The sequence below is a fragment of the Streptomyces sp. NPDC014006 genome, assembly GCF_043088925.1.
Classification (GTDB): domain Bacteria; phylum Actinomycetota; class Actinomycetes; order Streptomycetales; family Streptomycetaceae; genus Streptomyces.
This window is the reverse complement of record NZ_JBICAJ010000019.1, coordinates 76,648-98,435: the sequence shown is the minus strand read 5'-3', so window position 1 is coordinate 98,435 and position 21,788 is coordinate 76,648. Positions and strand designations below refer to the sequence as shown.

Genomic DNA, 21,788 nt, shown 5'->3' with positions numbered 1-21,788 from the left:
GGAAGTCCTCCAGCGTGGGGTCCTGCGCCTGGAGCATCGTGCCCATCGCACCGTCGGCGACCACCACACGCGTGGCGAGCGCCTCTCGGAGCGCGCTCATGACAGCCCCGCCAGGCGCGGCTCCATCTCACGGGCGGCGTCGTGCCCGTACGCGCGCTCGACACGCTCGATCAGATCCACCGCGAGCAGCTTGTACTCCTGTGTGCCGACCGTCTCCAGGACGATCGACGCCATCGCACAACCGAGCTGCGCCGCCCGTTCCTCGGGCCAGTCCCAGCTCAGGCCGGCGAGGAATCCGGAGCGGAACGCGTCCCCCACCCCGGTCGGGTCGGCGATCTTCGCGGTGGGGACGGCCGGCACGTCCAGACGGGGCCGACCGCACCGCGCCAGGGAGACGCCGTCCGCTCCCCGGGTGATGATCCAGGTACCGACACGTTGCAGGATGTCCCGTTCGCTCCAGCCGGTGCGCTCCCGCAGCATGGCGGACTCGTACTCGTTGGTGAACAGCAGGTGCGCGCGGTCCACGAGGTGACGTGCCTGGGTGTCGTTCAGGCGGGCGAGCTGCTGCGAGGGGTCGGCGGCCAAGCGGATGCCGGCACGCCGAGCGGTCTCGGTATGGCGCAGCATCGCCTCCGGGGCGTCGGCGCCGACGAGCACCAGGTCGAAGCCGCCGCAGCGGGCCGCCTCCGCGGCGAGGTCGATCTTCGCGGCGTCGGCCATGGCCCCGGAGTAGAAAGTGGCGATCTGGTTCTGGGCCTCGTCGGTCGTGCACACGAACCGGGCGGTGTGCAGTGTCTCGCTGATCCTGACGGAGTCCGTGTCGACCCCGGCGGCGCGCAGCCACGCCTCGTACTCGGCGAAGTCGACTCCCGCGGCGGCGATCAGACGCGGGGTCAGTCCCAGCCGTGCGAGTCCGAAGGCGATGTTGGCGGCGACACCGCCGCGCCGCACGTCGAGGCGGTCGACGAGGAAGGAAAGGGACACCTGTTCCAGCCGGTCGGCGATCAGTTGGTCGGTGAACCGACCGGGGAAGGACATCAGATGGTCGGTGGCTATCGAGCCGGTCACGGCGATTCGCACGACGGTCTCTCTCCTTGAACCCGGGGTCGAAGGGTGCGGCCCGGTGCCCGGCGGCCGGGTCGCGCGGGGCGCCGGGGCCGGGCCCGGCAGGGTGGGGCTGCCCCGGCACGCAAGCCTGCCGCGCGCCACTGAAGCGCCGATCCAGGTCACCCGCCGCCGGCCGCGGGGTGGACGTCCGGATACCGCTGGTACGGCCGTTCGGGATGATGCACAGTGCCTTTGTGGACAGACGACGGCTGGACGGCACGGCTCCCGCGGCGGCGCTTCGCGGATACACGCTGATCGACACTGACGGGCGGCCCTACCGCAGCGACGTGGCCGGCCGGTTCGGCGGCTACCGGCGCGGACGGATCTACGGACGGCTGGACTGCCCCTCCGCGCTGCGGCACATCGCCCGCGGGAACTACGTGCGCCACCGGGTGTTCTTCGCGGACGAGGCGACCGCACTCGCGGCGGGATACCGGCCGTGCGCGGTCTGCCTTCCCGATCGCCACCGGGCGTGGCGCACGGGGGAGCCGTCATGAACGAGCCCTCTCCCCGGCTGCTTCCGGCGGCCCTGTCCGACTACGCACCCTGGCCCGCGGCCCGGCCGCACACCGGCCGCGAACTCGCGCGCGTGCTCGCTCTGCTGGAAGGCGCCGGGTTCCGCGGCGGCAGCGTCGCGCTGGGCCATGGCCGGGACGCCGCGTCGAAGGACACCGCCGAGGCGTTCGCCGACGCCTGGCTCAGCAGCGGCGGGCGGCTGGCCGTGGTGGTCGACTGGCCTGAGGACGCCGCGTCATGGCTGCGCCAGGCTCGCCGTCTGACCCGTCCCGAGCCGGACGCCTGGGTGGTGGCCGCGGCGCCGGTCGGCTGGGCCCAGATGAGCCGCCGGCTGCGGCACAGCACCGACTGGGACCCGCGCCGCACGTTCGGCTTCGCGTCCGCCGGCGACTCGCGTCTGGTGACCGCAGCGGGGCCGGGCGTCCTGGAGGGGATGTGCGGGGCGACGGCGGACGGCAGGGTGTGGACGGTCCGCCGGGGCTGGGTCGTCGAGTCCGACGGCGAGTGACGGCCGGCCGCTGTCGGCTGCGCTCTTGCTCTTCGTGGCCCGCGAACGATGACCACGTTGTGGCGGTTGACCACCACGGAGTTGGTGGCGAGGCCGGGGCCGGCGCCGCCGATGCGGACGAACACGTCCTGCTCGGGATTGCGTGTGCAGGTCCCACCACGCTGGAGGCGTCCTCCATGCAGTGACGTCAAGGACGCCCAGGTCGGTGATGACGTGGTGGACGCACCCCTCGCCGGTGAGTGGCAGGCTGCACTCCTCGAGGATCTTCGGGGAGCCGTCCTTGGCGGTGTGCTCCATCAGGGACCTCACCGACGCGGGCGCGCCAGGTGATGCCCGCGTTGTCGACCAGCCCGTGCACCTGCCCGTACGGCTCCCTCAGGCCTGCGGCGAGGTCGGCCCAGGCCTGTTCACTGGTCACGTCGAGGCGGCGGCAGTCGCCCTCCGGCCGTACGGCGGTGGGGATCACCCGCGCGCCCTGCCGGGTCAGCGCCTCCGCCTCGGCGGCGCCCTGGCCACGTGCCGCGCCGGTGACCACGACCCCCCTTGCCCAGCAGCCTCTTGGAGTGCGGGGCGCTCACGGCCGCTCCCGGGACCGGCGCCGGCCGGCGGGCAGCGGCACCGGGTCCGCGCCGGGGACGACGGTGTTGGACACCCTGCCGATACCTTCCACCGTGAGGGTGACGGTGTCACCGGGCTTCAGCGACGGCGGCGTCCGCTCGCCGCGCAACCCCCACAGTTCGGCGAGGCAGCCGCCGTTGCCGCAGGTGCCGGAGCCCAGCACATCGCCGGGCAGCACCCGCGTACCGCGGGAGGCGTAGGCGGTCATCTCCTCGAACGTCCAGCTCATGTTGGACAGCAGGTCCTGGCCGACGACCTCCTCGTTGACCTCCGCGGTGAGCGCCAGGCGCAGGAAGCCGTCGGCGTCCCGGTAGGGCTCCAGTTCGTCGGCGGTGACCAGGTACGGGCCGAGGCTGGTGGCCGTGTCCTTGCCCTTGGCGGGGCCGAGGCCGACCCTCATCTCCGCGGACTGCAGGTCCCTGGCCGACCAGTCGTTGAAGACCGTGTAGCCGACGATGTGCTCACGGGCCTGTTCGCCCGTCAGACCGCCTGACTCCCGGAGCAGGTGGGTGAGCGAAGTGACGCCGGGCAGCGGCAGCAGGGTGCCGTCGTCCTGCACGACGGCCACGCGGCGGCGGTGACGGTGTTCGTAGGCGGCGAAACGCATGGTGCGGCTCCGGGCAGGCTGGGCCCGGGGGCGCGGTGGGACTGAGTCAGGGCAGGTGACAGGCCGGCCGCGCCCCCGGGAGCGAGGGGGTGGGATCAGACGGGCGGGGCGACGAAGACGCCGCGGTCGGGGTCGTTGAACGACTCCTTGGCGACCAGTTCGTTCATGGGGTTCGCGGTGCCCCACTGGTCGGTGACCTCGGGCTGCGAGAAGTCGTAGACGTGCGGGTGCCAGGTGTCCTCGTCCAGGCACTCCAGCTCGGTGGTGTACTCGACGGTGTTGCCGTGCGGGTCGAGGAAGTAGGTGAAGGTGTTGTCACCGGCCATGTGCCGGCCGGGACCCCAGATCTTCCTGAACCCGGCGCGGATCACGCGGCCGGAGCCGCGCATGTACTCGTCGATGCCGCGCATCTCGAAGGAGACGTGGTGCAGGGAGGTGTGCGGGCCCTTGGCGAGCGCCATCGAGCGACTTCCCCGCCACCGACCTCTACGACGACCGCTGGGTGTTCCTCGTGGCGCGGGACCACTTTGGCGTCGAGGACCGGCTCACCCGGGTGACCTGGCCCGTCTGCCCTGGGTGACGTACCAGCGTACCTACGACGCCCCCGCGGTCCGGCAGTTGGGCATGCTCGGCATCGAGCCGCGTGTCGAGGTCTCCGTCGACAACTTCCAGCTGCTGCCCCTGATGATCGCCGGCACCCGGCGCATCGCCTTGATCCAGGCACGGCTGGCCCGCCTGATGGAGCCGGTCGCGGCGGTGCGGGCGGTGGAGCCGCCGTACGAGGCCGTACCGCTGCGGGAAGCGATGTGGTGGCATCCGGTCCACACCCATGACGCGGCCCACATCTGGCTGCGCGACACGGCCGCGCGGGTCGGGGCCCGACTGCCGCGCGCGGACGAAGGCCGCGGCGAAGGAGACGGCGGCGAAGAAGACGGCCCCGAAGAATAGGAGCGGCCGCCGCAAGCCGCGCAGCGCCTAGGTGTGCCCTCTCATGACATTGGCTCCCCGCGATCAGGTTCGGCGGGCATAGGACGTGAGGCGATCGGCGAGCGCGGTGACGAGGTCGCGGAGTTCATCGGGGCGCTCGATGACGAACGGCCGGTCGAGTGAGGCGAGTACCGGAGGCAACCAGTCGAGCCGCTCCGCCCGCAGCTCGACGCGCAGCCAGCGCTCGGTCGCCTGGTCCTCGCCGGCCGCGGACTTGTGCTCCTCCAGTCTCGCGACGCCGGCCGGAAGGTGGGCGCGGATCTGCTCGACTGTCCCGTGGATCCGCAAGGTCACCTCATGCCGGTACTCGGCCGTGGCGAACCCTGACAACAGACGCTGTGCCGGACCGGGACCCACCGGTGCTTCGAATGAGCCGGACAGGGTCCGCGCGTCTGCGATGCGATCGAGCCGGACGGTTCGGTCCTCGCCGATCTGGGCGTCCTTGCCCGTGACGTACCACCGGCCGGCATGGGCGACGATCCCGTACGCGTGCAGCGTGCGTTCGCTGCGCCGTCCAACACGGTCGGTGTAGCGGATCGAGACCGGTCGGTGGTGGCGCACCGCATCGGCGATGGTGAGCAGGACCCCAGCGTCCGGGGAGTCGAACTCGCCGGGCTGATCCGTGAAGGCGAGAGCTGCCAGGAGCGTGTCGAGCCGACGGGCGATGTGCTTGGGCAGCACCCGCCGGATCTTCGCCGATGCCGTCTCACTCGCCGTGTGCTGCGCCGTCGTCAGTCCTGCTCGGCGGCCGGCGACCAGGCCGAGCAGCACGGCCAGCGCCTCGTCGTCGCTGAGCATGAGCGGAGGCAAGCGGTACCCGGGGGCGAGCCGGTAGCCGCCGTAGCGGCCGCGCACCGATTCCACGGGCACGTCGAGGTCGATCAGCTGGGCCACATACCGGCGCACGGTGCGCCCTTCGACGCCGAGCCGGTCGGCGAGTTCGGCCACCGTCCGGGTGCCGCCCGACTGCAGCAGTTCCAGGAGTGTCAGCACGCGGCCGGTGGGTCGAGGCATGGCCGCAGCCTAACGCGAATACAGGACCGATCCTGTCCCCTATTTCTCCTAGTCTGCGACGTGCACGCCTCCAGCACAGCCAAGGAGATCCATGGACTTCGTCTCGATCCGCATCATCACCGGCGACGTAGCGCGCCTCGTCGAGTTCTACGAGCGCGCCACAGGGGCGCGGGCGACGTGGGCCACCGAGGACTTCGCCGAACTCAAGACCGCGGGCGCCATCCTCGCGATCGCCGGCACCCGCACGGTCCCGCTGTTCGCACCGGGCTCTGCCCGACCGGCGGACAACCACAGCGTGATCACCGAATTCCTCGTCGACGACGTGGACCGCGTTCACCAGAACCTGACCGGCTTCGTCACCGACTTCGTCGCTGGGCCCACCACGATGCCCTGGGGCAACCGGTCGCTGCTGTTCCGTGACCCCGACGGCAACCTCGTCAACTTCTTCACCCCCGTCAGCCCGGCGGCCATCGAAAAGTTCGCACGCTGACGCCACGCACAGCCGCACACGGGGGCCCTGAGATCCCAGGGCTCCCCGTGAACGCGGCCGCCGCCCGGACGGGGTACGGCTCACGCCCTCCGGCTTGATCCTGCTGCGGCACGCCCACACGGTCCTGGCCCCCCTCGCAGCGGCCGAGCGCGAGCTCACGGGCACCGTCCCGCGAACCGAACAGGTGCGGCTCGGGGTGTTCCGGTCGTGGCGGTGCCGTCGACCGGAGAGTTCGCCGGACGCACCACGCTGCACGTCGACGAGCCGGCCGACGCCGCGTGGTTGGCCACCCCGTCATCGAGCTCCGAGCCGCTGCTCGGCGTCTGGCCCGGCCTGCCCGGACGGCCGCGCATCCTCCACTCCGCGCGCGACTGGCTGACGAAGCTCCAACTGGTCGCCGGCGGCTTCGGCGTGACGACGGTGCCGTCCCGGCTCTCACCGGTGCTGCCGCCCGGGGTGAGCCTGCTGCGGATCGACGGCGTCCCCCCCCGAGGTCCGGCGGGAGCTCGTGGCGCGCCTGCCCGGCCGCCCCACCTCGGCGATCACGGCCGTCCGCATCGCCGCGCTGGGCGCCGGGCACGCCGGTGAGGTCCTGGAGATCCACCGGCTCGGCATCACCCGAGCGATCACTTCGACCGCCTGAACCGCCGCCAAGGCCGTGCGCGATCGCGTGTACCCCTTCCTCCTCGCGGCTGGGCGCACCGCGGTCACCACCGGCCTGTTCCTTGCGGGTGCCGGGGGCATGGGCGTGATTTCACTTGGGGGACTGGCGAGACCTCAACCCCGGGCCCGTCTTTGTCGAGTGCCGTCACCGAGGTGCGGCGAAGCCGCCGCGGCTCGACTCACGAGGATGCGCACGCCGCTGCCGGCTGAGACCTCCGATCCGACGCCGGGCGCGTGGAACCCGGAACGACCGAGCCCTCGGCGCCGGACCGGAGGCGTGGTTGAACATAACACCGGTGCAAGTCTTGCGTAAGGGCTTGCAGTTGGAGTCCGCCGATTTCTGAGGCCTGTTGAGAAGGAGCTGCGCGGAGGGTTGACCGTTGCTTCGGGCACTCGTACGGTCACCACTGCAAGGGCTTGCAGCAAGTGACTGTAAGCATATGAGCTCCCCCCAACGGTCTTACGGGCATGGCGCGTTGCCCTTCGCATCAGGAGGACACCATGGCCAGAAAGTCCGTGGCCGCCGCACTCGCCGCCCTGGCGGGAGCCGCTGCTGCCGTCGCGGTCCCGGCCCCGGCCCAGGCGGCACCGCCCGGCGACAGGGACGTCACCGCGGTGCTGTTCGAGTGGAACTTCGCCTCGGTCGGCAAGGAGTGCACCGACACTCTCGGCCCGGCCGGATACGGCTACGTCCAGGTCTCCCCGCCGCAGGAACACATCCAGGGCTCCCAGTGGTGGACCTCGTACCAGCCCGTCAGCTACAAGATCGCGGGCCGGCTCGGTGACCGCGCTGCCTTCAAGAACATGGTCGACGCCTGCCACGCGGCGGGCGTGAAAGTCGTCGTCGACACGGTCATCAACCACATGTCCGCCGGCTCCGGCACCGGCACCGGGGGCTCCTCGCACACCAAGTACGATTACCCGGGTCTTTACTCGTCCGCCGACATGGACAACTGCACGGCGACGATCAGCAACTACCAGGACCGCACCAACGTCCAGGAGTGCGAACTGGTCGGACTCGCGGACCTCGACACCGGCGAGGACCACGTACGCGGCAGAATCGCCGGCTACCTGAACGACTTGCTCTCCCTCGGCGTCGACGGCTTCCGGATCGACGCTGCCAAACACATGGCGGCGGCCGACCTCGCTAACATCAAGTCGCGCCTGACGAACCCGAACGCGTACTGGAAGCAGGAGGTCATCTACGGCGCAGGCGAGGCGGTCTCGCCGAGCGAGTACCTCGGCAACGGCGACATCCAGGAGTTCCGCTACGCCCGCGACCTCAAGCGTGTCTTCAACGGCGAGAAACTCGCCTACCTGAAGAACTTCGGCGAGTCCTGGGGCTACCTGCCCTCGGGCAAGTCGGCGGTGTTCGTCGACACTCACGACACCGAGCGCGGCGGTGACACCCTCAACTACAAGGACAGCGCCACCTACACGCTCGCGAGCGTCTTCATGCTGGCCTGGCCGTACGGCTCACCCGACGTACACTCCGGCTACGAGTGGACCGACAAGGACGCCGGCCCGCCCAACTCCGGTGCAGTGCATGCCTGTTATGCCGACGGGTGGAAGTGCCAGCACGCCTGGCGGGAGATTTCGTCCATGGTGGGCTTGCGCAACGCCGCACGTGGTGAGGCCGTCACCGACTGGTGGGACAACGGCGGCGACCAGATCGCGTTCGGGCGCGGCAGCAAGGCGTACGTCGTCATCAACCACGAGACCTCGTCGCTGACCCGCACCTTCCAGACTTCGCTGCCCGCCGGCGACTACTGCGACGTGCAGAGCGGCAAGGGCGTCACCGTGAACGCCTCGGGCCAGTTCACCGCCACCCTCGGAGCGAACACCGCCCTCGCCCTGCACGTCGGCGCCAAGACCTGTGGCGACGGCGGCTCCACGACCGGCCCCGCCCCGGTGACCGGCGCGTCCTTCAGCGTGAACGCCACCACCACGTGGGGCCAGAACATCTACGTCACCGGGAACCAGGCGGCGCTGGGCAACTGGAACACCGGAAACGCCCTGAAGCTCGACCCGGCCACGTACCCGGTCTGGAAGCTCGACGTCGCCCTGCCCGCCGGGACGTCCTTCGAGTACAAGTACCTGCGCAAGGACGCGAACGGCACCGTCACCTGGGAGAGCGGCGCGAACCGCACCGCCACGGTCTCCGCCGCCGGCACCGTTGCCCTGTCCGACACCTGGCGCGGCTGACCGCACGCACACCCGCGGGTTTCACCCGCGGACCATCCGAACGGTCGTCCCCCCGAGGCGCGCGCGGGGACGGCCGCAGTCAGGCCGCACCGCCGCGGCCCCGACCCAGGAGTTCTCGTGACCCTCTTCGTACGACGACATCGCGCGCGCCGCGGACCGTTCCGCAGGCGTCGCTCAGGCCCGGCAGGCCTCGTACTCGCCGTGATCGCCGCAATCCTGGTGACGCTGCTGCCGGTCGCACCGTTCGCCGGCGCCCGGGCGAGCGCCGCAGGCAGCGGCACGGCCACTGTCTACTACTCGACGAGCAGTACCAACTGGACGACCTACAAGCTGCATTGGGCCCCGTCCGGTGGTTCCTGGACCACCGTGCCAGGTGTCGACATGGAAGCCGCCTGCACCGGCTGGGTGAAGAAGACCGTCGACCTGGGCTCGGCGACCACGTGGCAGGCCACCTTCAACAACGGCAACGGCACCTGGGACAACAACGGCGGGAACAATTACCTGTTGGGCACCGGCCTGATCACGGTGAAGGACGGCGTCGTCGCCCACAGCGACCCGTGCGCCGCCACCGACCCGGCCGGGGGGAACGCCGCCACCGTCTATTACTCGACGGCCGGCACCACCTGGTCCACGTACAACCTGCATTGGGCCCCGTCCGGTGGTTCCTGGACGACCGTGCCCGGCATCGGCATGGAAGCCGCCTGCACCGGCTGGGTGAAGAAGACCGTCGACCTGGGCTCGGCGGCCACGTGGCAGGCCGCCTTCAACAACGGCAACGGCACGTGGGACAACAACAACGGCGCCAACTACCAGCTCGGGCTGGGCACCAGCACCGTCAAGGCGGGCACCGTCACCAAGGGCGCCAAGGACCCGTGCTCCGCCGCCGAACCCGATACCACCGCGCCCTCCGCACCGGGCAGCGTCAAGGCCACCGCCACCGGCACGTCCATCGTCCTGACCTGGGACGCCGCCACCGACGACACGGGCGTGACCGGCTACCAGATCACCCGCACCGGCGGCACCAAGGGCACCTCGGTCATCGCCGTCACCTCGACCGTCTACTCCGACACGGGACTCGAGGCGAAGACCTCGTACACGTACACGGTCAGGGCGCTGGACGCGGCCGCCAACGTGTCCGCTGCGAGCGCGGAGACGTGGGCCACCACCGGTGAGCAGCCCACGCAGACGACCGGCACCCCGCTCGGTGGCGACCCCCGCAAGGACCCCATCTACTTCGTGCTCACCGCCCGTTTCTACGACGGCGACAGCGCCAACAACCGGGGCGGCAGCCAGCACGTGAAGTCCGGCAACGCCGCCAACAACGACCCCATGTTCCGCGGCGACTTCAAGGGCCTGATCCAGAAGCTCGACTACATCAAGGCGCTCGGCATGTCCGCCGTATGGATCACGCCGGTCGTCCTCAACCGTTCCGACTACGACTACCACGGCTACCACGGCTACGACTTCTACAAGGTCGACCCGCGCCTGGAATCCGCCGGAGCCTCCTACCAGGACCTGATCGACGCCGCCCACGCCAAGGGCATGAAGATCTACCAGGACGTCGTCTACAACCACTCCTCCCGCTGGGGAGCCAAGGGCCTGTTCACGCCGACCGTGTACGGCGTCAGGGACAGCCAGTGGAGCTGGTACTACGACCAGAAGCAGGACGGCTTCGAGTACGACGGTCTGACCGTGGAGCCGGTCTCCGGCAAGTCCTACTACAACGGTGACCTGTGGTCGACGGCCGAACCGACCGGCAACACCTGCCTCAACTGGGGCAAGCCCACCGGCGCCAAGAGCCCCGAGGGCTACACCCTCTACAACTGCCAGTGGCCGAGCCCCACCTCCGGTATGTTCCCCAAGGCCCTCTACCACCAGTGCTGGATCGGCAACTGGGAGGGCGAGGACTCCCGCTCGTGCTGGCTGCACGAGGACCTCGCCGACTTCAACACCGAGAACGCGCAGGTGCAGAACTATCTGATCGGCGCCTACAACAAGTACATCGACATGGGTGTCGACGGCTTCCGCATCGACACAGCCGTGCACATCCCGCGGGTCACCTGGAATCGCCGCTTCCTGCCCGCCATCCAGGAACGGGTCACGCAGCGCTTCGGGGCGGCCAAGGCGCAGGACTTCTTCGTCTTCGGCGAGGTCGCCGCGTTCGTCAACGACAAGTGGAATCGCGGCTCGGTGAACCACTCCGCGCAGTTCTACACCTGGAAGGAGCGCAAGGAGTATTCCGCCGACGACGAGAAGGCGGCCCTGGAACAGTACGACTACGAGGAACAGCTCGGCACCGGCAACCAGCCGACGTCCACCAACGCCTTCCTGCAGGGGAACAGCTACCACACGCCCGACCACAGCAAGTTCTCCGGCATGAACATCATCGACATGCGCATGCACATGAACTTCGGTGACGCGTCCAACGCCTACAACAACGGCAAGGACTCGGACGACTCGACGAACGACGCCACCTACAACGTCGTCTACGTCGACAGCCACGACTACGGCCCGAACAAGAGCAGCGAGCGGTACGCCGGCGGCACGGACGCGTGGGCCGAGAACATGGCGCTGATGTGGACGTTCCGTGGCATCCCGACGCTGTACTACGGATCGGAGACCGAGTTCCAGAAGGGCCAGAAGATCGACTGCGGCCCCACCTGCCCGCTGGCGACGACCGGCCGCGCCTACTACGGCGACAAGCTCCAAGGCACCGTGACCGCCTCGGACTTCGGTACAGTCTCCAGCGCGTCCGGCGCCGTCGCCACCACCCTCGACGCGCCCCTGGTCAAGCACGTCCAGCGGCTCAACCAGATCCGCCGAGCGGTGCCCGCCCTCCAGATGGGCCAGTACTCGACGGCCGACATCAGCGGCAACATGGCGTTCAAGCGGCGCTACACGGACAGCGCGACGGGCGTGGACAGCTTCGCCCTGGTGGCCGTGACCGACGGCGCCACGTACCGGAACATCCCGAACGGCGTCTACAAGGACGCCGTTACCGGTGACGTGAAGACGGTCACCGACGGCACTCTCACCGTGGCCGCTCCCGGCAAGGGGAACCTGCGGGTGTACGTCCTGGACCTGGGCGGCAAGAACGCGGCACCCGGCAAGATCGGCACGGCAGGTCCCTATCTGAAGTAGGCGCGGCAGACACCGCCCGGCACCTGGCACCCGGCACCTCGCGCTCACGCGCCGGTGCCGGGTGCAGCGCCTGCCTGGCCGCCGGCTCCGGCGGAAGCAGGACTTCCTCGTCGAGCACATCGCCCGCAAGGGGGCAGCCTGGTCAGGGGGCGCCGTCCGCTGGAGTGATGCGGGCGAGTGCGCCGATCTTCAGTGCGGTCCACAGGGCGCCGACGGGACCGGGGGCGATGCCGTGCGGTTCGGAGTGGGGGGTGGGCAGGCCGTGGACGGTCAGAGAGCCGTCGGGGGTGATGGCGCCGACGCGGTTGCCTCCCCATTCGGTGAACCATGCGGTGCCGTCACCGTCGACGGTGATGCGCCCGATCCGGTGAGCCCGGTACTCGGTGAACCACAGCGCGCGGTCGGGGCCCGGTGTGATGACGGTCGGCCCGCAGGCGGGGTCGAGCCGGTGACTCGTCGGCTCCTCGCCGGGGACGAGCCGGCCGATCCGGCCGCCGTGGACGAGCGTGAACCACAGCGCGCCGTCCGCTCCCGCGGCGAGGGCGTACGGCCCGGCCGCGCTGTCGGCCACCGGGTACTCGTCGATGGATACCCGGGTCAAAGGAGCTTCGCCAACTCGTGCTCCATGGCGATGCGTTCGTTGGCGTCCTGGGTTCCGCCATGAGGGCGTGTTCAGTGACCAGGGGCGCCGCCGACGATCGTGCAGGGCGGAACGTCGGCGGTGACCACGCGCCGGCCGCGACGATGGCGCCGTCGGCGATCCGCACGCCGGGCATACCGGCGCGGCCGGACCCCGATACCGATCTCCTCGCCGGACTGCGCTGAACCGCCCCCGGCACAGTAGTCAGCAGGACTCCAGGCTGCCGGGCGCGATGTAGACCGCGGACAGCACCCCGTCCCCATGCACCTCGACCGGGTAGGGGGCAGTCGTATCGATCAGCTCCAGGCTGTACGGCAGGGCCCGCAGCGGAATGTCTTCGCCGAGGTAGACGACCGATAGCGTGCCCCGGCAGACGGTGCCCTGCGGCGGCGCGGTATCGGGGACTCTGCCGTCCTTCGGGCCGGCCCTGTGGGAGGAAACGCTGATCGGCGTGTACTGGTACTCGTAGGCGGCCGGGCCGAGGGTGGTCGCCTGCCTCCTCTTCTTGATGTCGACCCAGTAGTGGGCGAGCTTCACCGTGACCGCCTCGCACGGCCTTTGGACGGCCTCCGGGAGGAAGTTCAGGCCGGAGGAATCGAGCGTCAGGCCCTTGGACCGGTACTCACCGCTGCCGCTGCGCAGCTCCTTCAGGTACTTGGTCCGCTGCTGGACGTTCATGCCGGCGGTCTTCACGCACTGCGTGGGCGCGGCAGCGCTCGGGCTCTGCATCGGAGTGGTCGGGTCGGGAGCAGCCGTGTACTGAACGAGGCCGGACGGGGACGCCTGGGCGGCGGGCGTGTCCGTTGAACACCCCGAGAGAGTGAGCAGCGCTGCGACGGCGGCGGCCGGTATGGCCAACGCCCTTGATGCCCCCATGTGTTACCCGCTTTGCGTTGAGACGGCTCCCCTGGCCGTGCGCACCCACAGTACGAGCCCGACGAGCGGGTACGCCAGGACGCCGGGACGCGAGGAACGGGATCACCGCGTCACGTGGACGCGCACCAAGGGACCGCGGCGTCTGTGTCCGCCTTACCCGCTTCGTCGCTCAGCTCGAAGTGTCCTGATCAGAAGGGAAGAGTGACCTCAGCGGATCGGCGAACAGGATTCTGGCCGTGAAGTCCCACAGCTCGCCGTCCGCCACGTCCGACAGCGCTTCGACGCATTCGGTCAGTTGCAGCGTCATCCTGGAGGCGATGCCCCGGAGCTCCGGGTCGCTCCATGCCGCGATCAACTGCAGATGCAGGAGCGGCCACGGCGTCCTCGATCGGAGTTCGGCGTAGGCGACGGCCATGGAGTCCAGCGCTTCGGTGCCCGACCTCCCCGCCGCCGCCCGCCGTAAGCGTTCGAGCACATGGCGCATGCCTTGCTCGCATGCCGCGATGAAGAGGCGCTTCTTGGAGGGGAAGAAGCGGAAGACGTAGGGCTGGGATATTCCGGCTCGCGCCGCGATGACGGCGGTCGACGTCCCGCGAAGGCCGGTCCGTGCGAACTCGGTCGCCGCGGCGCGCACGAGTTCGTCCCGGCGCCGCTGCCCGGTGCAACGGGCAGCGACGCCGGCCCCGTCGCCTTGTCGGCTCGGGTCCCTCCCCTGTGCCGCGCCCCGGAGCTTTGCCGGCGCTCCCGCCTGCGCGGCGGTGTTCCGGGCCCGCTCCGGGGTGCCGTCCCGCCCCGAATCCTTCATCCGCACCTCCCGCAGGAGGCGGAATCCGGCCCCTCGGCGGACCGCTCGTCGACCGGGCCGAGGATGGCGGGAAGGTCGTCCATCCAGGCGAGGACCGCTTCCTCGTAACGGATGCCGAAGGCCAGGGTGGCGCGTTGGTGGGCGTCGACCCCCGCGGTGCCCAGGTGGGCCTGATAGGTCTTCAGTCGCCGCTCGTGGACCGTCCGATGCTGGTCGACGTAGGACAGCAGACGGGTGCGGTCCAGATGTCCGCCGAAAGCGATCGTCAGCAGCAGGGGGTAGCGGATCTGTTCCGCACCCGGCGGTGTAGTGATCCACTGCGCAAACGCTTCCCGGCCTGGCTCGGTGATGCGGTAGCGGACACGGGAACGTGGCCCGGCGTCCCCGGCGACGACCAGGCCGCGCTCGGCGAGGGCCGCGAGTTCGCGGTAGACCTGGCTCCGCGTGACGGTCCAGAAGGCGCCGACGACGTCCTCGGCGACGCCGAGGAGTTCGTAACCGCTTGCTTCCCCTCCGTGAAGGAATCCCAGGAGCGTGGCGGCTGTGGCATTGAGGTTGTCCATGAAGGCTCTCCTTGACACTCCACAGTGGACGGTACATGATGCAGACGGTCGATAGTCCACTGTGGTCGGTCGATCCACTGTGTCACAGGGGCGGGGGCCCGGAAGAGCACGGCGCGACGGGGGAGAACAGTCATGGCGCGATTCGGCCTGGGCTTACAGAGCCTGGATGACGAGAACGAGTCGGTCGAACTCCCGGTCAGCGGGCGCATCCCCGAGTGGTTGAGCGGCACGCTGCTGCGGAACGGGCCGGCGAAGTTCGAGGCCGGTACCAAGGGCTTCCGTCACTGGTTCGACGGCCAGGCCATGATCCATCGATTCGCCGTCGACAGCGGCAGGGTGCAGTACGCCAACCGTTACCTGGACACGCCGAGCAGCCGGGCCGTTCTCCGGGACGGGCGGATCCGTTACCAGGAATTCGCCACCGACCCATGCCGGAGCGTCTTCGCCCGCTTCTTCACGCTCTTCCAGCGCGCACGGCCCGTCAATCCGAACGTGAACATCGCGCGATTCGGGGACGACCAGGTCGTCGCGCTCACCGAAACACCATTGCCGGTGGAGTTCTCGCCGGACACCCTTGCCACTGTCGGATTGGTCGATTACGACGACCGACTCGGTGGGCATCTGACGACGGCGCATCCGCACCAGGACCCGGTCACCGGTGACCTCGTCAATTATGTGACGCACTTCTCGCGGTACAGTGAATACCGATTATATCGCCAGCGGCCGGGCGGTACGCCGCGCCGTGAACTGCTCGGACGGCACCGTGTCGACGAGCCCGGTTATATGCACAGCTTCGCCATCACATCCCGGCACGTGGTGCTGGTCGAATTCCCCCTCGTGGTGAACCCCTTCAGGCTTCTGTTGAGCGGTCGCCCTTTCATTGAGAACTACCGATGGAAACCGGAGCGCGGAACCCGGTTCATCGTCATGGACCGAGATGGCGGCCAGGTGCGCGCGGTACTGCGCGGCCCGGTGTGCTTCGCCTTCCACCACATCAACGCCTGGGAAGAGAACGGCCGACTCTTCATCGACCTGTGCGCCTACGAGGACGCCTCGATCATCGAGGCCCTCTACCTCGACTCCCTGCGCGGCGGCGGCGGTCTTCCGCAGGCCACGCCCACACGGTTCTGCGTGGATCCCGACGCCGCAACCGTCACTGCGGAGCCGCTGTCGGAGGAATCCCTTGAGCTGCCGCGCATCGCCTATCGGCGGCACAACGGCCGGCGCTACCGCTACGCGTACGGTGTCGGCTCCCGTGATCGCCGGACCGACGACTTCTTCAACCAGCTGGTGAAGCTCGACATTGGGGACGGCGGCACGCTTCTGTGGCAGGAGGAGGGCTGTTACCCCGGCGAGCCGGTCTTCGTCGCGGCGCCTGCCGGTGCCTGCCGGGACGGAGCGGAGGACGACGGAGTCGTGCTCGCAATCGTCCTGCGTCCGGCGGCGGAGTCGTCGTATCTCCTGGTACTCGACGCGCGGACCTTCCGGGAACTGGGCCGGGCAGAGGTCCCCCACGCCGTCCCGTTCGGGTTCCACGGGACCTTCGTCCGGGGGGACTGACAGCGACTTCGGGGGATCGGCTGAATTCCGGATTCCGCATCCGCATCGGCGCCCGCCTTCCGCATCCGGAAACGATGAGGATGCGGAATGTCGTCGACGTCTCCCCATGAGGTGTGCCCTTTATTCATAAAGACTTGTCATGGTCATGATTATGCTCGTTGAAGTGACAACCTTTCGCTTTCCGTGCTGACTGACCAGTCAGGAAGCTGCGTTTGTTCATTTACGAATTACATTCGATACGTACTGTTAACGAACTGCCTCTTTAGTTTTCCTCAAGTGCGGCTCTATACTCCAAGAACTGACTCGGAGGAGCCGGTCGCGGAGGTGCCCCACCACCGCCGGCGAGCGAAACCCGGATCCAGTCTGACTACTGAGTGAGGAGGACTGGGATCCGTCGTTCCGGCGACTTCTCATGGCGATGAGATCGCCGTCTCCTTCCAAGTCGGTGAAACCCTCGTTGCTTCCGTCGTTCAATTCGCGGCCGCGTGCGGAACCATGCGCGTTTGCGTCCGTCGCAGAAAGCGTGTGCTACGCGCTGCCGCATTCTGTCCCGTCGGGTCCTCCCCATTTCCAGGAAAGGAACCACCATGCCCGCAGTGAGCGCGCTCCAGGCGCAGGAGTGGCTGATCGAGAAGATCGCCCACCGCCTCGGAACAGAGCAGGCCGAGGTCGCGCCCGAGATGTACTTCGACGAGATGGACCTCGACTCGACGGAAGCCCTCATCCTCGCCGGCGAGATCGAGAACTGGCTGGGGTTCGAGCTGAGCACCACCACGCTGTGGTACCACCCCACCATCAAGGACCTGGCCGCTCACATAGCGGAGGAGAGCGACCGCCGTGCGGCAACCGCGTAGCGCCGAACGGCCCGTCGTCCACCGCCACCGCGCGGCGGTCCCGGGCAGTCACACGGTCTACCTGGTCCACCCCGGAGCACTCGACGTGTCCGTCCACCGCGGTCTGGCGGACGCGCTTCCCGCGGGTGTGGGGCTGACCGTGCTGGACCTGGGCGGACTGCCCGAGTACTGGCAGGCAGCGCTCACCGGCGGCCGCGCCGCCACCACCATCGACGCGCTGGCCTCCCGGCTGCAGACGGCCGTCCAGGTCGCTCACCTCGAGGGCGACTACGTGCTCGCGGGCTGGTCCTTCGGCGGCGTGGTGGCGCACGCCATGGCGTCGCTGCCCGCCCGGCACGGCCGTCCCGCCCGGCTGGTGCTGCTGGACAGCATCGCGCCCGTCGAGGCGTACAAGCAGGACGACGACGCCCTGGAACCGTCCCTGCTGCTCGGCTGGTTCAGCATGTACCTCGGCGCCAAGCGGGGCCGCCCGCTGGACATCGGCGCGGAGCGGCTGGCCGGCCTCGGTGTGGACGACGGCCTGAAGCTGGTGCTGGAGGCCGCCGTCGCCAACGAGGTGCTGCTGCCCTCCACCCCGCTCCCGGGACTGCGCAAGCTGTACGACACCTATGTCGACGGCCTGCTGCGCAACAATCGGCTGACGGACCCGCACCGCCCGCTGCCGGCGCCGGTGCCCGTGGTGCTGGTCAAGGCCGAGCGCAGCCTCATCCCGGGGGACCGGACGCTGGGCTGGGAGCCTCTCGCTCCGCACGGCCTGCAGGTGCACACCTGTCCGGGAGACCACTACACCATGCTCACCCGCGCTGACGCCGCTGCCGTCGTCGCGTCGCTGCTCGACGCTGCCTGAGAGCCAGCAGAACTTCGCCAGTAGGCGCACCCTCTTCCCACGAGGCCGGGCCATGCTGCCCTGCCCCGACCCTCGAGAGAGCCTCGCTGTGAACGTTTCGCAGGATTCCGACCTCGACCGCCGGCTCGCCCGCGACCCGATCGCGATCGTCGGCCTGTCCGCCCTCTACCCCAAATCCCGTGACCTGCGGGAGTTCTGGGGCAACGTCGCCGCGGCGGCCGACTGCATCGAAGACGTGCCCGCCACCCACTGGGACGTAGACGAGTTCTACGACCCCGATCCGGCCGTGCCGGACAAGACCTACGCCAAGCGCGGCGGTTTCATCCCGGACACGCCCTTCAACCCCCTGGAGTTCGGCCTGCCGCCGAACACCCTGGAGGTCACCGACGTCCTCCAGCTGCTCAGCCTGGTGGTCGCCCGCGACCTCCTCAAGGACGCCGGTGCCGACCAGCCCTGGTACGACGCCTCGCGCACCGGCGTCGTACTGGGCATCACCGGCGCCAACCAGCTCACCCAGCCGCTGACCGCCCGCCTGCAGACCCCCGTCCTGAAGGAGGTCGTCCGCAGTTGCGGCCTGACCGACCGGGACGCCGAGGAGATCGCCGCCAAGTTCCGTCTGGCCTATGCCCCCTGGGAGGAGAACTCCTTCCCCGGCATGCTCGGCAACGTGGTCGCCGGACGGATCGCCAACCGGCTGGACCTCGGCGGGATCAACATGACCGTCGACGCCGCCTGCGCCAGCTCGCTGGGCGCCGTCAAGGCGGCCGTCAGCGAACTGCTGGAGCGCCGCGCCGACACCATGCTGGTGGGCGGCTGTGACGCCGAGAACACCATCTTCATGTACCTCTGCTTCAGCAAGACCCCGGCGCTGTCCAAGTCCGGCCGCATCCGGCCCTTCGACCAGGACGCCGACGGCACGCTGATCGGCGAGGGCATCGGCATGCTGGCGCTGCGCCGCCTCAGCGACGCCGAGCGGGACGGCAACCGCGTCTACGCCGTGCTGCGCGGCATCGGCGCGGCCAGCGACGGCCGCTTCAAGTCCATCTACGCCCCCCGCAAGGAGGGCCAGGTCCTCGCCCTCGAACGTGCCTACCACGACGCGGACTGCTCACCGGCCAGCGTCGAGCTCTTCGAGGCGCACGGCACCGGCACCGCCGTCGGCGACGCCACCGAGCTCAGCTCGCTCGCCGCCGTCGTCTCCGCGGCCACGCCGGAGCGGCAGTACGCGGCCGTGGGCAGCGTCAAGTCGCAGATCGGGCACACCAAGGCGGCGGCCGGCGCGGCCGGCATGATCAAGCTGTCGCTCGCCCTGCACCACAAGGTGCTGCCGCCCACCATCAACGTCGACCAGCCCAACTCGGCCGTCGACTTCGCGAACGGGCCGTTCTACGTCAACACCGCTCTGCGGCCCTGGATCCGCGACCCGCGGCGGCCGCAGCGCCGGGCCGCCGTCTCCTCCTTCGGCTTCGGCGGCACCAACTTCCACCTGGTGCTCGAAGAGCACGGTGAGGGCGAGGACCTCCAGGTGATGTTCCCGGTCGCCCAGGTGCATCTGTGGCACGCCGCCGACACCGCGGCGCTCACGGCGGCGCTCGCCGAGGACGCGCCCGCGCAGGCCGGCCCCGTCCCCGAGGGCCATGCCCGCGTCGCCTTCGCCGCCCGCGGCGCCGAGGACGCGGCGGCACTGCGCGAGCTGGCGCTGCGCCAGCTGCGGGCCCAACCGGACGCCGACTCCTGGTCGCACCCCAAGGGTATCTTCTTCCGCCGCCGCGCCGCCGAGGCCGGGGAGCGCGGCAAGATCGGCGCGCTCTTCGCCGGGCAGGGCAGCCAGTACGTCAACCCGGGCATGACCGCCGTGCTGGCGCTGCCCCCGCTGCGCGCCGCCTTCGACCGCGCCAACCGGCACTTCCAGGGCGCCGAGCCGCTCTCCCGGATCGCCTTCCCGCCGCCCGCGTTCGACGAGGCCACGCGCACGGCACAGGAGAACGCGCTGCGCGCCACCGAGTACGCCCAGCCCGCCATCGGCGCCCTCGCCGCAGGCCAGTTCCGTTACCTCAGCGAACTGGGCTTCGCGCCGGAAGGCTACCTCGGGCACAGCTTCGGCGAGCTGACCGCGCTGTGGGCTTCCGGGGCGCTGGACGACGACACGTACTTCGCCCTCGCCCGGGCCCGGGGCGCCGCGATGGCGCCGCCCGCCGAGTCCGGCTTCGACGCCGGGGCGATGGCCGCCGTCAGCGCCCCCGAGGAGCGGGTGGCGGAGCTACTGTCCGGCATTCCCGGGCTGCACGTGTGCAACCGCAACGCGCCGGACCAGATCGTGGTGGGCGGCGCCACCGAGGCCGTGCAGCATCTGGTGGCCGCCGCGGGCGAGGCCGGGATCAAGGCGTCCCGGCTGCCGGTCTCCGCGGCCTTCCACACCCCCTATGTCGGCCATGCGGTGGAGGCGTTCCGCACCCACGTCGAGGCCGCACAGGTGGCCGAGCCGCGCGGCCCGGTGTACGCCAACACCCGTGGGGCGTCCTACGGCGCGGACGTGGCCGCCAACCGCCGCATCCTGACCGAGCAGCTGATCCATCCGGTGGACTTCGCCGCCCGTGTCGAGGAGATGTACGCGGCCGGGTTCCGCACCTTCGTGGAGTTCGGACCGAAGGGCGTGCTCACCCAGCTGGTGCGCCGCATCCTCGGCGAACGTCCGCACACCGCGCTGGCGGTGGACGCCGGTCCCGGCAAGGACGCGGACCTGGCGCTGAAGCAGGCCGTGGCCCAACTCGTGGTGCTGGGCATCCCGTTGCAGACCGCGGACCGCTATGTGGCCGCGCCGGTGGAGCAGCAGCCGGTCAAGGGCATGGCCATCATGCTCAACGGCATCAACTACGTCTCGCCGGAACGCAAGGCCGCGTACCGGGCGGCGGTCGAGACGGGCTACCGGGTCGCGCTGCCGGCCGCGACGCCGGCGCCGACCGCACCCGTTCCCGCGCCCGCCCCCGCTGCCCCTGTCGTGCCCCGGCCCCTGCCGGTCGCCGCGCAGCCCTCGGCTCCTCAGCCGGTTGCCGGTACCCAGCCGGTCGCCGGCACCGCCGAGCGCGCGACCGCCGTGGCCCTCGCGCCGTCGCCGGTCACACCCGCGCCGGCCCCGGCTTCCGTCCCCTCCCTCACAGCCCAGGAGACAGCACACGTGGACAAGGACCGCCTGGCCGACGTGGTCGCCGACCACCTGGCGCTGCACGACGAGTACCTCAACGGGCAGCTGGACAGCGCCCAGCGCCTCGCCGGGCTGCTGGAGCGCGCCTACGACCAGGGCCTGCTGAACGAGGTGCTCTCCGGCGTCACCACCGTCAAGGAGCACAGCCTGGCCATCGGCCGCACCCACCTGCGGGCCAACGAGATCCTGCGCGAGCTGGCCGGCCTCGAGATCGGCACCGCCCCGACGGGTCAGGCCGCCCCGGCGCCGACGGCTGCCGCCCCTGTCGCCGCGCCGGAGGCGTACGCCGCCTCCGCGCCGGCCGCCGTCCCGGCCCCGGCCCGCGAGCCGCTGGCCGTCCCGGCCGCACCCGCGGTGGCGGCGCTCCCGGCCGCCGTCCCGGTCCCGGTCCCGACCCCGGCTCCGGCACCTGCTCCGGCACCTGCTCCGGTCGCGGTCCCTGCACCCGCTCCGGCTGCCGCCGCCCCGGCCGCCGCTCCGGCTCCCGCGCCTGCTGTGGGGCCTGATGTGGCGTCGGTGACGTCGGTGTTGTTGGAGGTGGTGGCGCAGAAGACGGGTTATCCGGCGGAGATGCTGGAGTTGGGG

General features: G+C 70.2%; 17 protein-coding genes and 5 pseudogenes. 11 read left to right on the top strand and 11 right to left on the bottom strand.

The features are described from left to right. Window positions 1–96 precede the first annotated feature (96 nt). Window positions 97–1,080, bottom strand: a complete 984-nt coding sequence (locus ACF1GV_RS38940) for a carbohydrate kinase family protein (protein WP_391691175.1) — start codon at window positions 1,078–1,080, stop codon at window positions 97–99. Between the two features lie 221 nt (window positions 1,081–1,301). Between ACF1GV_RS38940 and ACF1GV_RS38935 the strand changes: the two genes are divergently transcribed. Beyond that, on the top strand, window positions 1,302–1,604 hold the full coding sequence (locus ACF1GV_RS38935; protein WP_391691172.1) for an Ada metal-binding domain-containing protein: 303 nt from the start codon (window positions 1,302–1,304) through the stop codon (window positions 1,602–1,604). Further along, window positions 1,601–2,131, top strand: a complete 531-nt coding sequence (locus tag ACF1GV_RS38930; protein ID WP_391691169.1) for a hypothetical protein — start codon at window positions 1,601–1,603, stop codon at window positions 2,129–2,131. Before ACF1GV_RS38935 ends, ACF1GV_RS38930 begins: the two co-directional genes overlap by 4 nt. Before the next feature lie 180 nt (window positions 2,132–2,311). Here the strand turns inward: ACF1GV_RS38930 and ACF1GV_RS38925 are convergent. The 4 genes and pseudogenes from ACF1GV_RS38925 to ACF1GV_RS38910 all read right to left on the bottom strand — a co-directional run. After that, a pseudogene (locus ACF1GV_RS38925) lies at window positions 2,312–2,431 on the bottom strand (CoA-transferase); the annotation flags it as partial. 1 nt (window position 2,432) lies between these two features. After that, window positions 2,433–2,709 (bottom strand): annotated as a pseudogene (locus ACF1GV_RS38920) (SDR family NAD(P)-dependent oxidoreductase); the annotation flags it as partial. After that, on the bottom strand, window positions 2,706–3,356 hold the full coding sequence (locus ACF1GV_RS38915) for a fumarylacetoacetate hydrolase family protein (protein WP_391691167.1): 651 nt from the start codon (window positions 3,354–3,356) through the stop codon (window positions 2,706–2,708). The pseudogene ACF1GV_RS38920 and the gene ACF1GV_RS38915, both read right to left, overlap by 4 nt. Window positions 3,357–3,451: 95 nt before the next feature. Further along, window positions 3,452–3,820, bottom strand: a pseudogene (locus ACF1GV_RS38910) (oxidoreductase); the annotation flags it as partial. On the opposite strand from ACF1GV_RS38910, the pseudogene ACF1GV_RS38905 reads away from it, so the two are divergent. Beyond that, window positions 3,820–4,304 (top strand): annotated as a pseudogene (locus tag ACF1GV_RS38905) (LysR substrate-binding domain-containing protein); the annotation flags it as partial. The pseudogenes ACF1GV_RS38910 and ACF1GV_RS38905 overlap by 1 nt on opposite strands. A gap of 63 nt (window positions 4,305–4,367) precedes the next feature. On the opposite strand, the gene ACF1GV_RS38900 reads toward ACF1GV_RS38905, so the two are convergent. Beyond that, window positions 4,368–5,357, bottom strand: a complete 990-nt coding sequence (locus ACF1GV_RS38900) for a helix-turn-helix transcriptional regulator (RefSeq protein WP_391691165.1) — start codon at window positions 5,355–5,357, stop codon at window positions 4,368–4,370. Between the two features lie 91 nt (window positions 5,358–5,448). Here ACF1GV_RS38900 and ACF1GV_RS38895 point away from each other — a divergent pair, with 91 nt between their 5' ends. The 4 genes from ACF1GV_RS38895 (at window position 5,449) to ACF1GV_RS38880 (ending at window position 11,856) form a co-directional block, all read left to right on the top strand. Further along, window positions 5,449–5,847 carry a VOC family protein gene (locus tag ACF1GV_RS38895; RefSeq protein WP_391691162.1) on the top strand — a complete coding sequence of 133 codons (399 nt, stop codon included), beginning with the start codon at window positions 5,449–5,451 and terminating at the stop codon, window positions 5,845–5,847. Window positions 5,848–6,355: 508 nt separating this feature from the next. Continuing rightward, window positions 6,356–6,490 carry a hypothetical protein gene (locus ACF1GV_RS38890; protein ID WP_391691159.1) on the top strand — a complete coding sequence of 45 codons (135 nt, stop codon included), beginning with the start codon at window positions 6,356–6,358 and terminating at the stop codon, window positions 6,488–6,490. A 521-nt stretch (window positions 6,491–7,011) separates the two neighbouring features. Further along, window positions 7,012–8,715 (top strand): carbohydrate-binding module family 20 domain-containing protein, encoded by a 1,704-nt coding sequence (locus ACF1GV_RS38885; protein ID WP_391691156.1) that lies wholly within the window; start codon window positions 7,012–7,014, stop codon window positions 8,713–8,715. Between the two features lie 201 nt (window positions 8,716–8,916). Next, on the top strand, window positions 8,917–11,856 hold the full coding sequence (locus ACF1GV_RS38880) for a carbohydrate binding domain-containing protein (protein ID WP_391691153.1): 2,940 nt from the start codon (window positions 8,917–8,919) through the stop codon (window positions 11,854–11,856). A 142-nt stretch (window positions 11,857–11,998) separates the two neighbouring features. Here ACF1GV_RS38880 and ACF1GV_RS38875 read toward each other — a convergent pair whose 3' ends face one another. The 5 genes and pseudogenes from ACF1GV_RS38875 to ACF1GV_RS38855 form a co-directional block, all read right to left on the bottom strand. Further along, a complete protein-coding gene (locus ACF1GV_RS38875) occupies window positions 11,999–12,457 on the bottom strand; it encodes a hypothetical protein (protein ID WP_391691150.1) in 459 nt (152 codons plus the stop codon). Window positions 12,458–12,537: 80 nt separating this feature from the next. After that, window positions 12,538–12,632, bottom strand: a pseudogene (locus ACF1GV_RS38870) (antibiotic acetyltransferase); the annotation flags it as partial. 68 nt (window positions 12,633–12,700) lie between these two features. Further along, window positions 12,701–13,225 (bottom strand): hypothetical protein, encoded by a 525-nt coding sequence (locus ACF1GV_RS38865; RefSeq protein WP_391691147.1) that lies wholly within the window; start codon window positions 13,223–13,225, stop codon window positions 12,701–12,703. 316 nt (window positions 13,226–13,541) lie between these two features. Next, window positions 13,542–14,006: a TetR/AcrR family transcriptional regulator gene (locus ACF1GV_RS38860; RefSeq protein WP_391691144.1), complete on the bottom strand. Its 465-nt coding sequence runs from the start codon at window positions 14,004–14,006 to the stop codon at window positions 13,542–13,544. A 167-nt stretch (window positions 14,007–14,173) separates the two neighbouring features. Continuing rightward, on the bottom strand, window positions 14,174–14,740 hold the full coding sequence (locus ACF1GV_RS38855) for a PadR family transcriptional regulator (protein WP_391691141.1): 567 nt from the start codon (window positions 14,738–14,740) through the stop codon (window positions 14,174–14,176). 132 nt (window positions 14,741–14,872) lie between these two features. On the opposite strand from ACF1GV_RS38855, the gene ACF1GV_RS38850 reads away from it, so the two are divergent. The 4 genes from ACF1GV_RS38850 to ACF1GV_RS38835 form a co-directional block, all read left to right on the top strand. Beyond that, window positions 14,873–16,300: a carotenoid oxygenase family protein gene (locus tag ACF1GV_RS38850; protein ID WP_391691138.1), complete on the top strand. Its 1,428-nt coding sequence runs from the start codon at window positions 14,873–14,875 to the stop codon at window positions 16,298–16,300. A gap of 587 nt (window positions 16,301–16,887) precedes the next feature. After that, window positions 16,888–17,154, top strand: coding sequence for an acyl carrier protein (locus tag ACF1GV_RS38845; protein ID WP_363268111.1), 267 nt, complete (start codon window positions 16,888–16,890; stop codon window positions 17,152–17,154). Further along, window positions 17,138–18,001, top strand: a complete 864-nt coding sequence (locus ACF1GV_RS38840) for a thioesterase domain-containing protein (RefSeq protein ID WP_391691135.1) — start codon at window positions 17,138–17,140, stop codon at window positions 17,999–18,001. The genes ACF1GV_RS38845 and ACF1GV_RS38840 overlap by 17 nt, the downstream gene beginning before the upstream one ends. Window positions 18,002–18,089: 88 nt before the next feature. Beyond that, on the top strand, window positions 18,090–21,788 hold a 3,699-nt coding region (locus ACF1GV_RS38835; protein WP_391691132.1), incomplete at its 3' end, for a beta-ketoacyl synthase N-terminal-like domain-containing protein.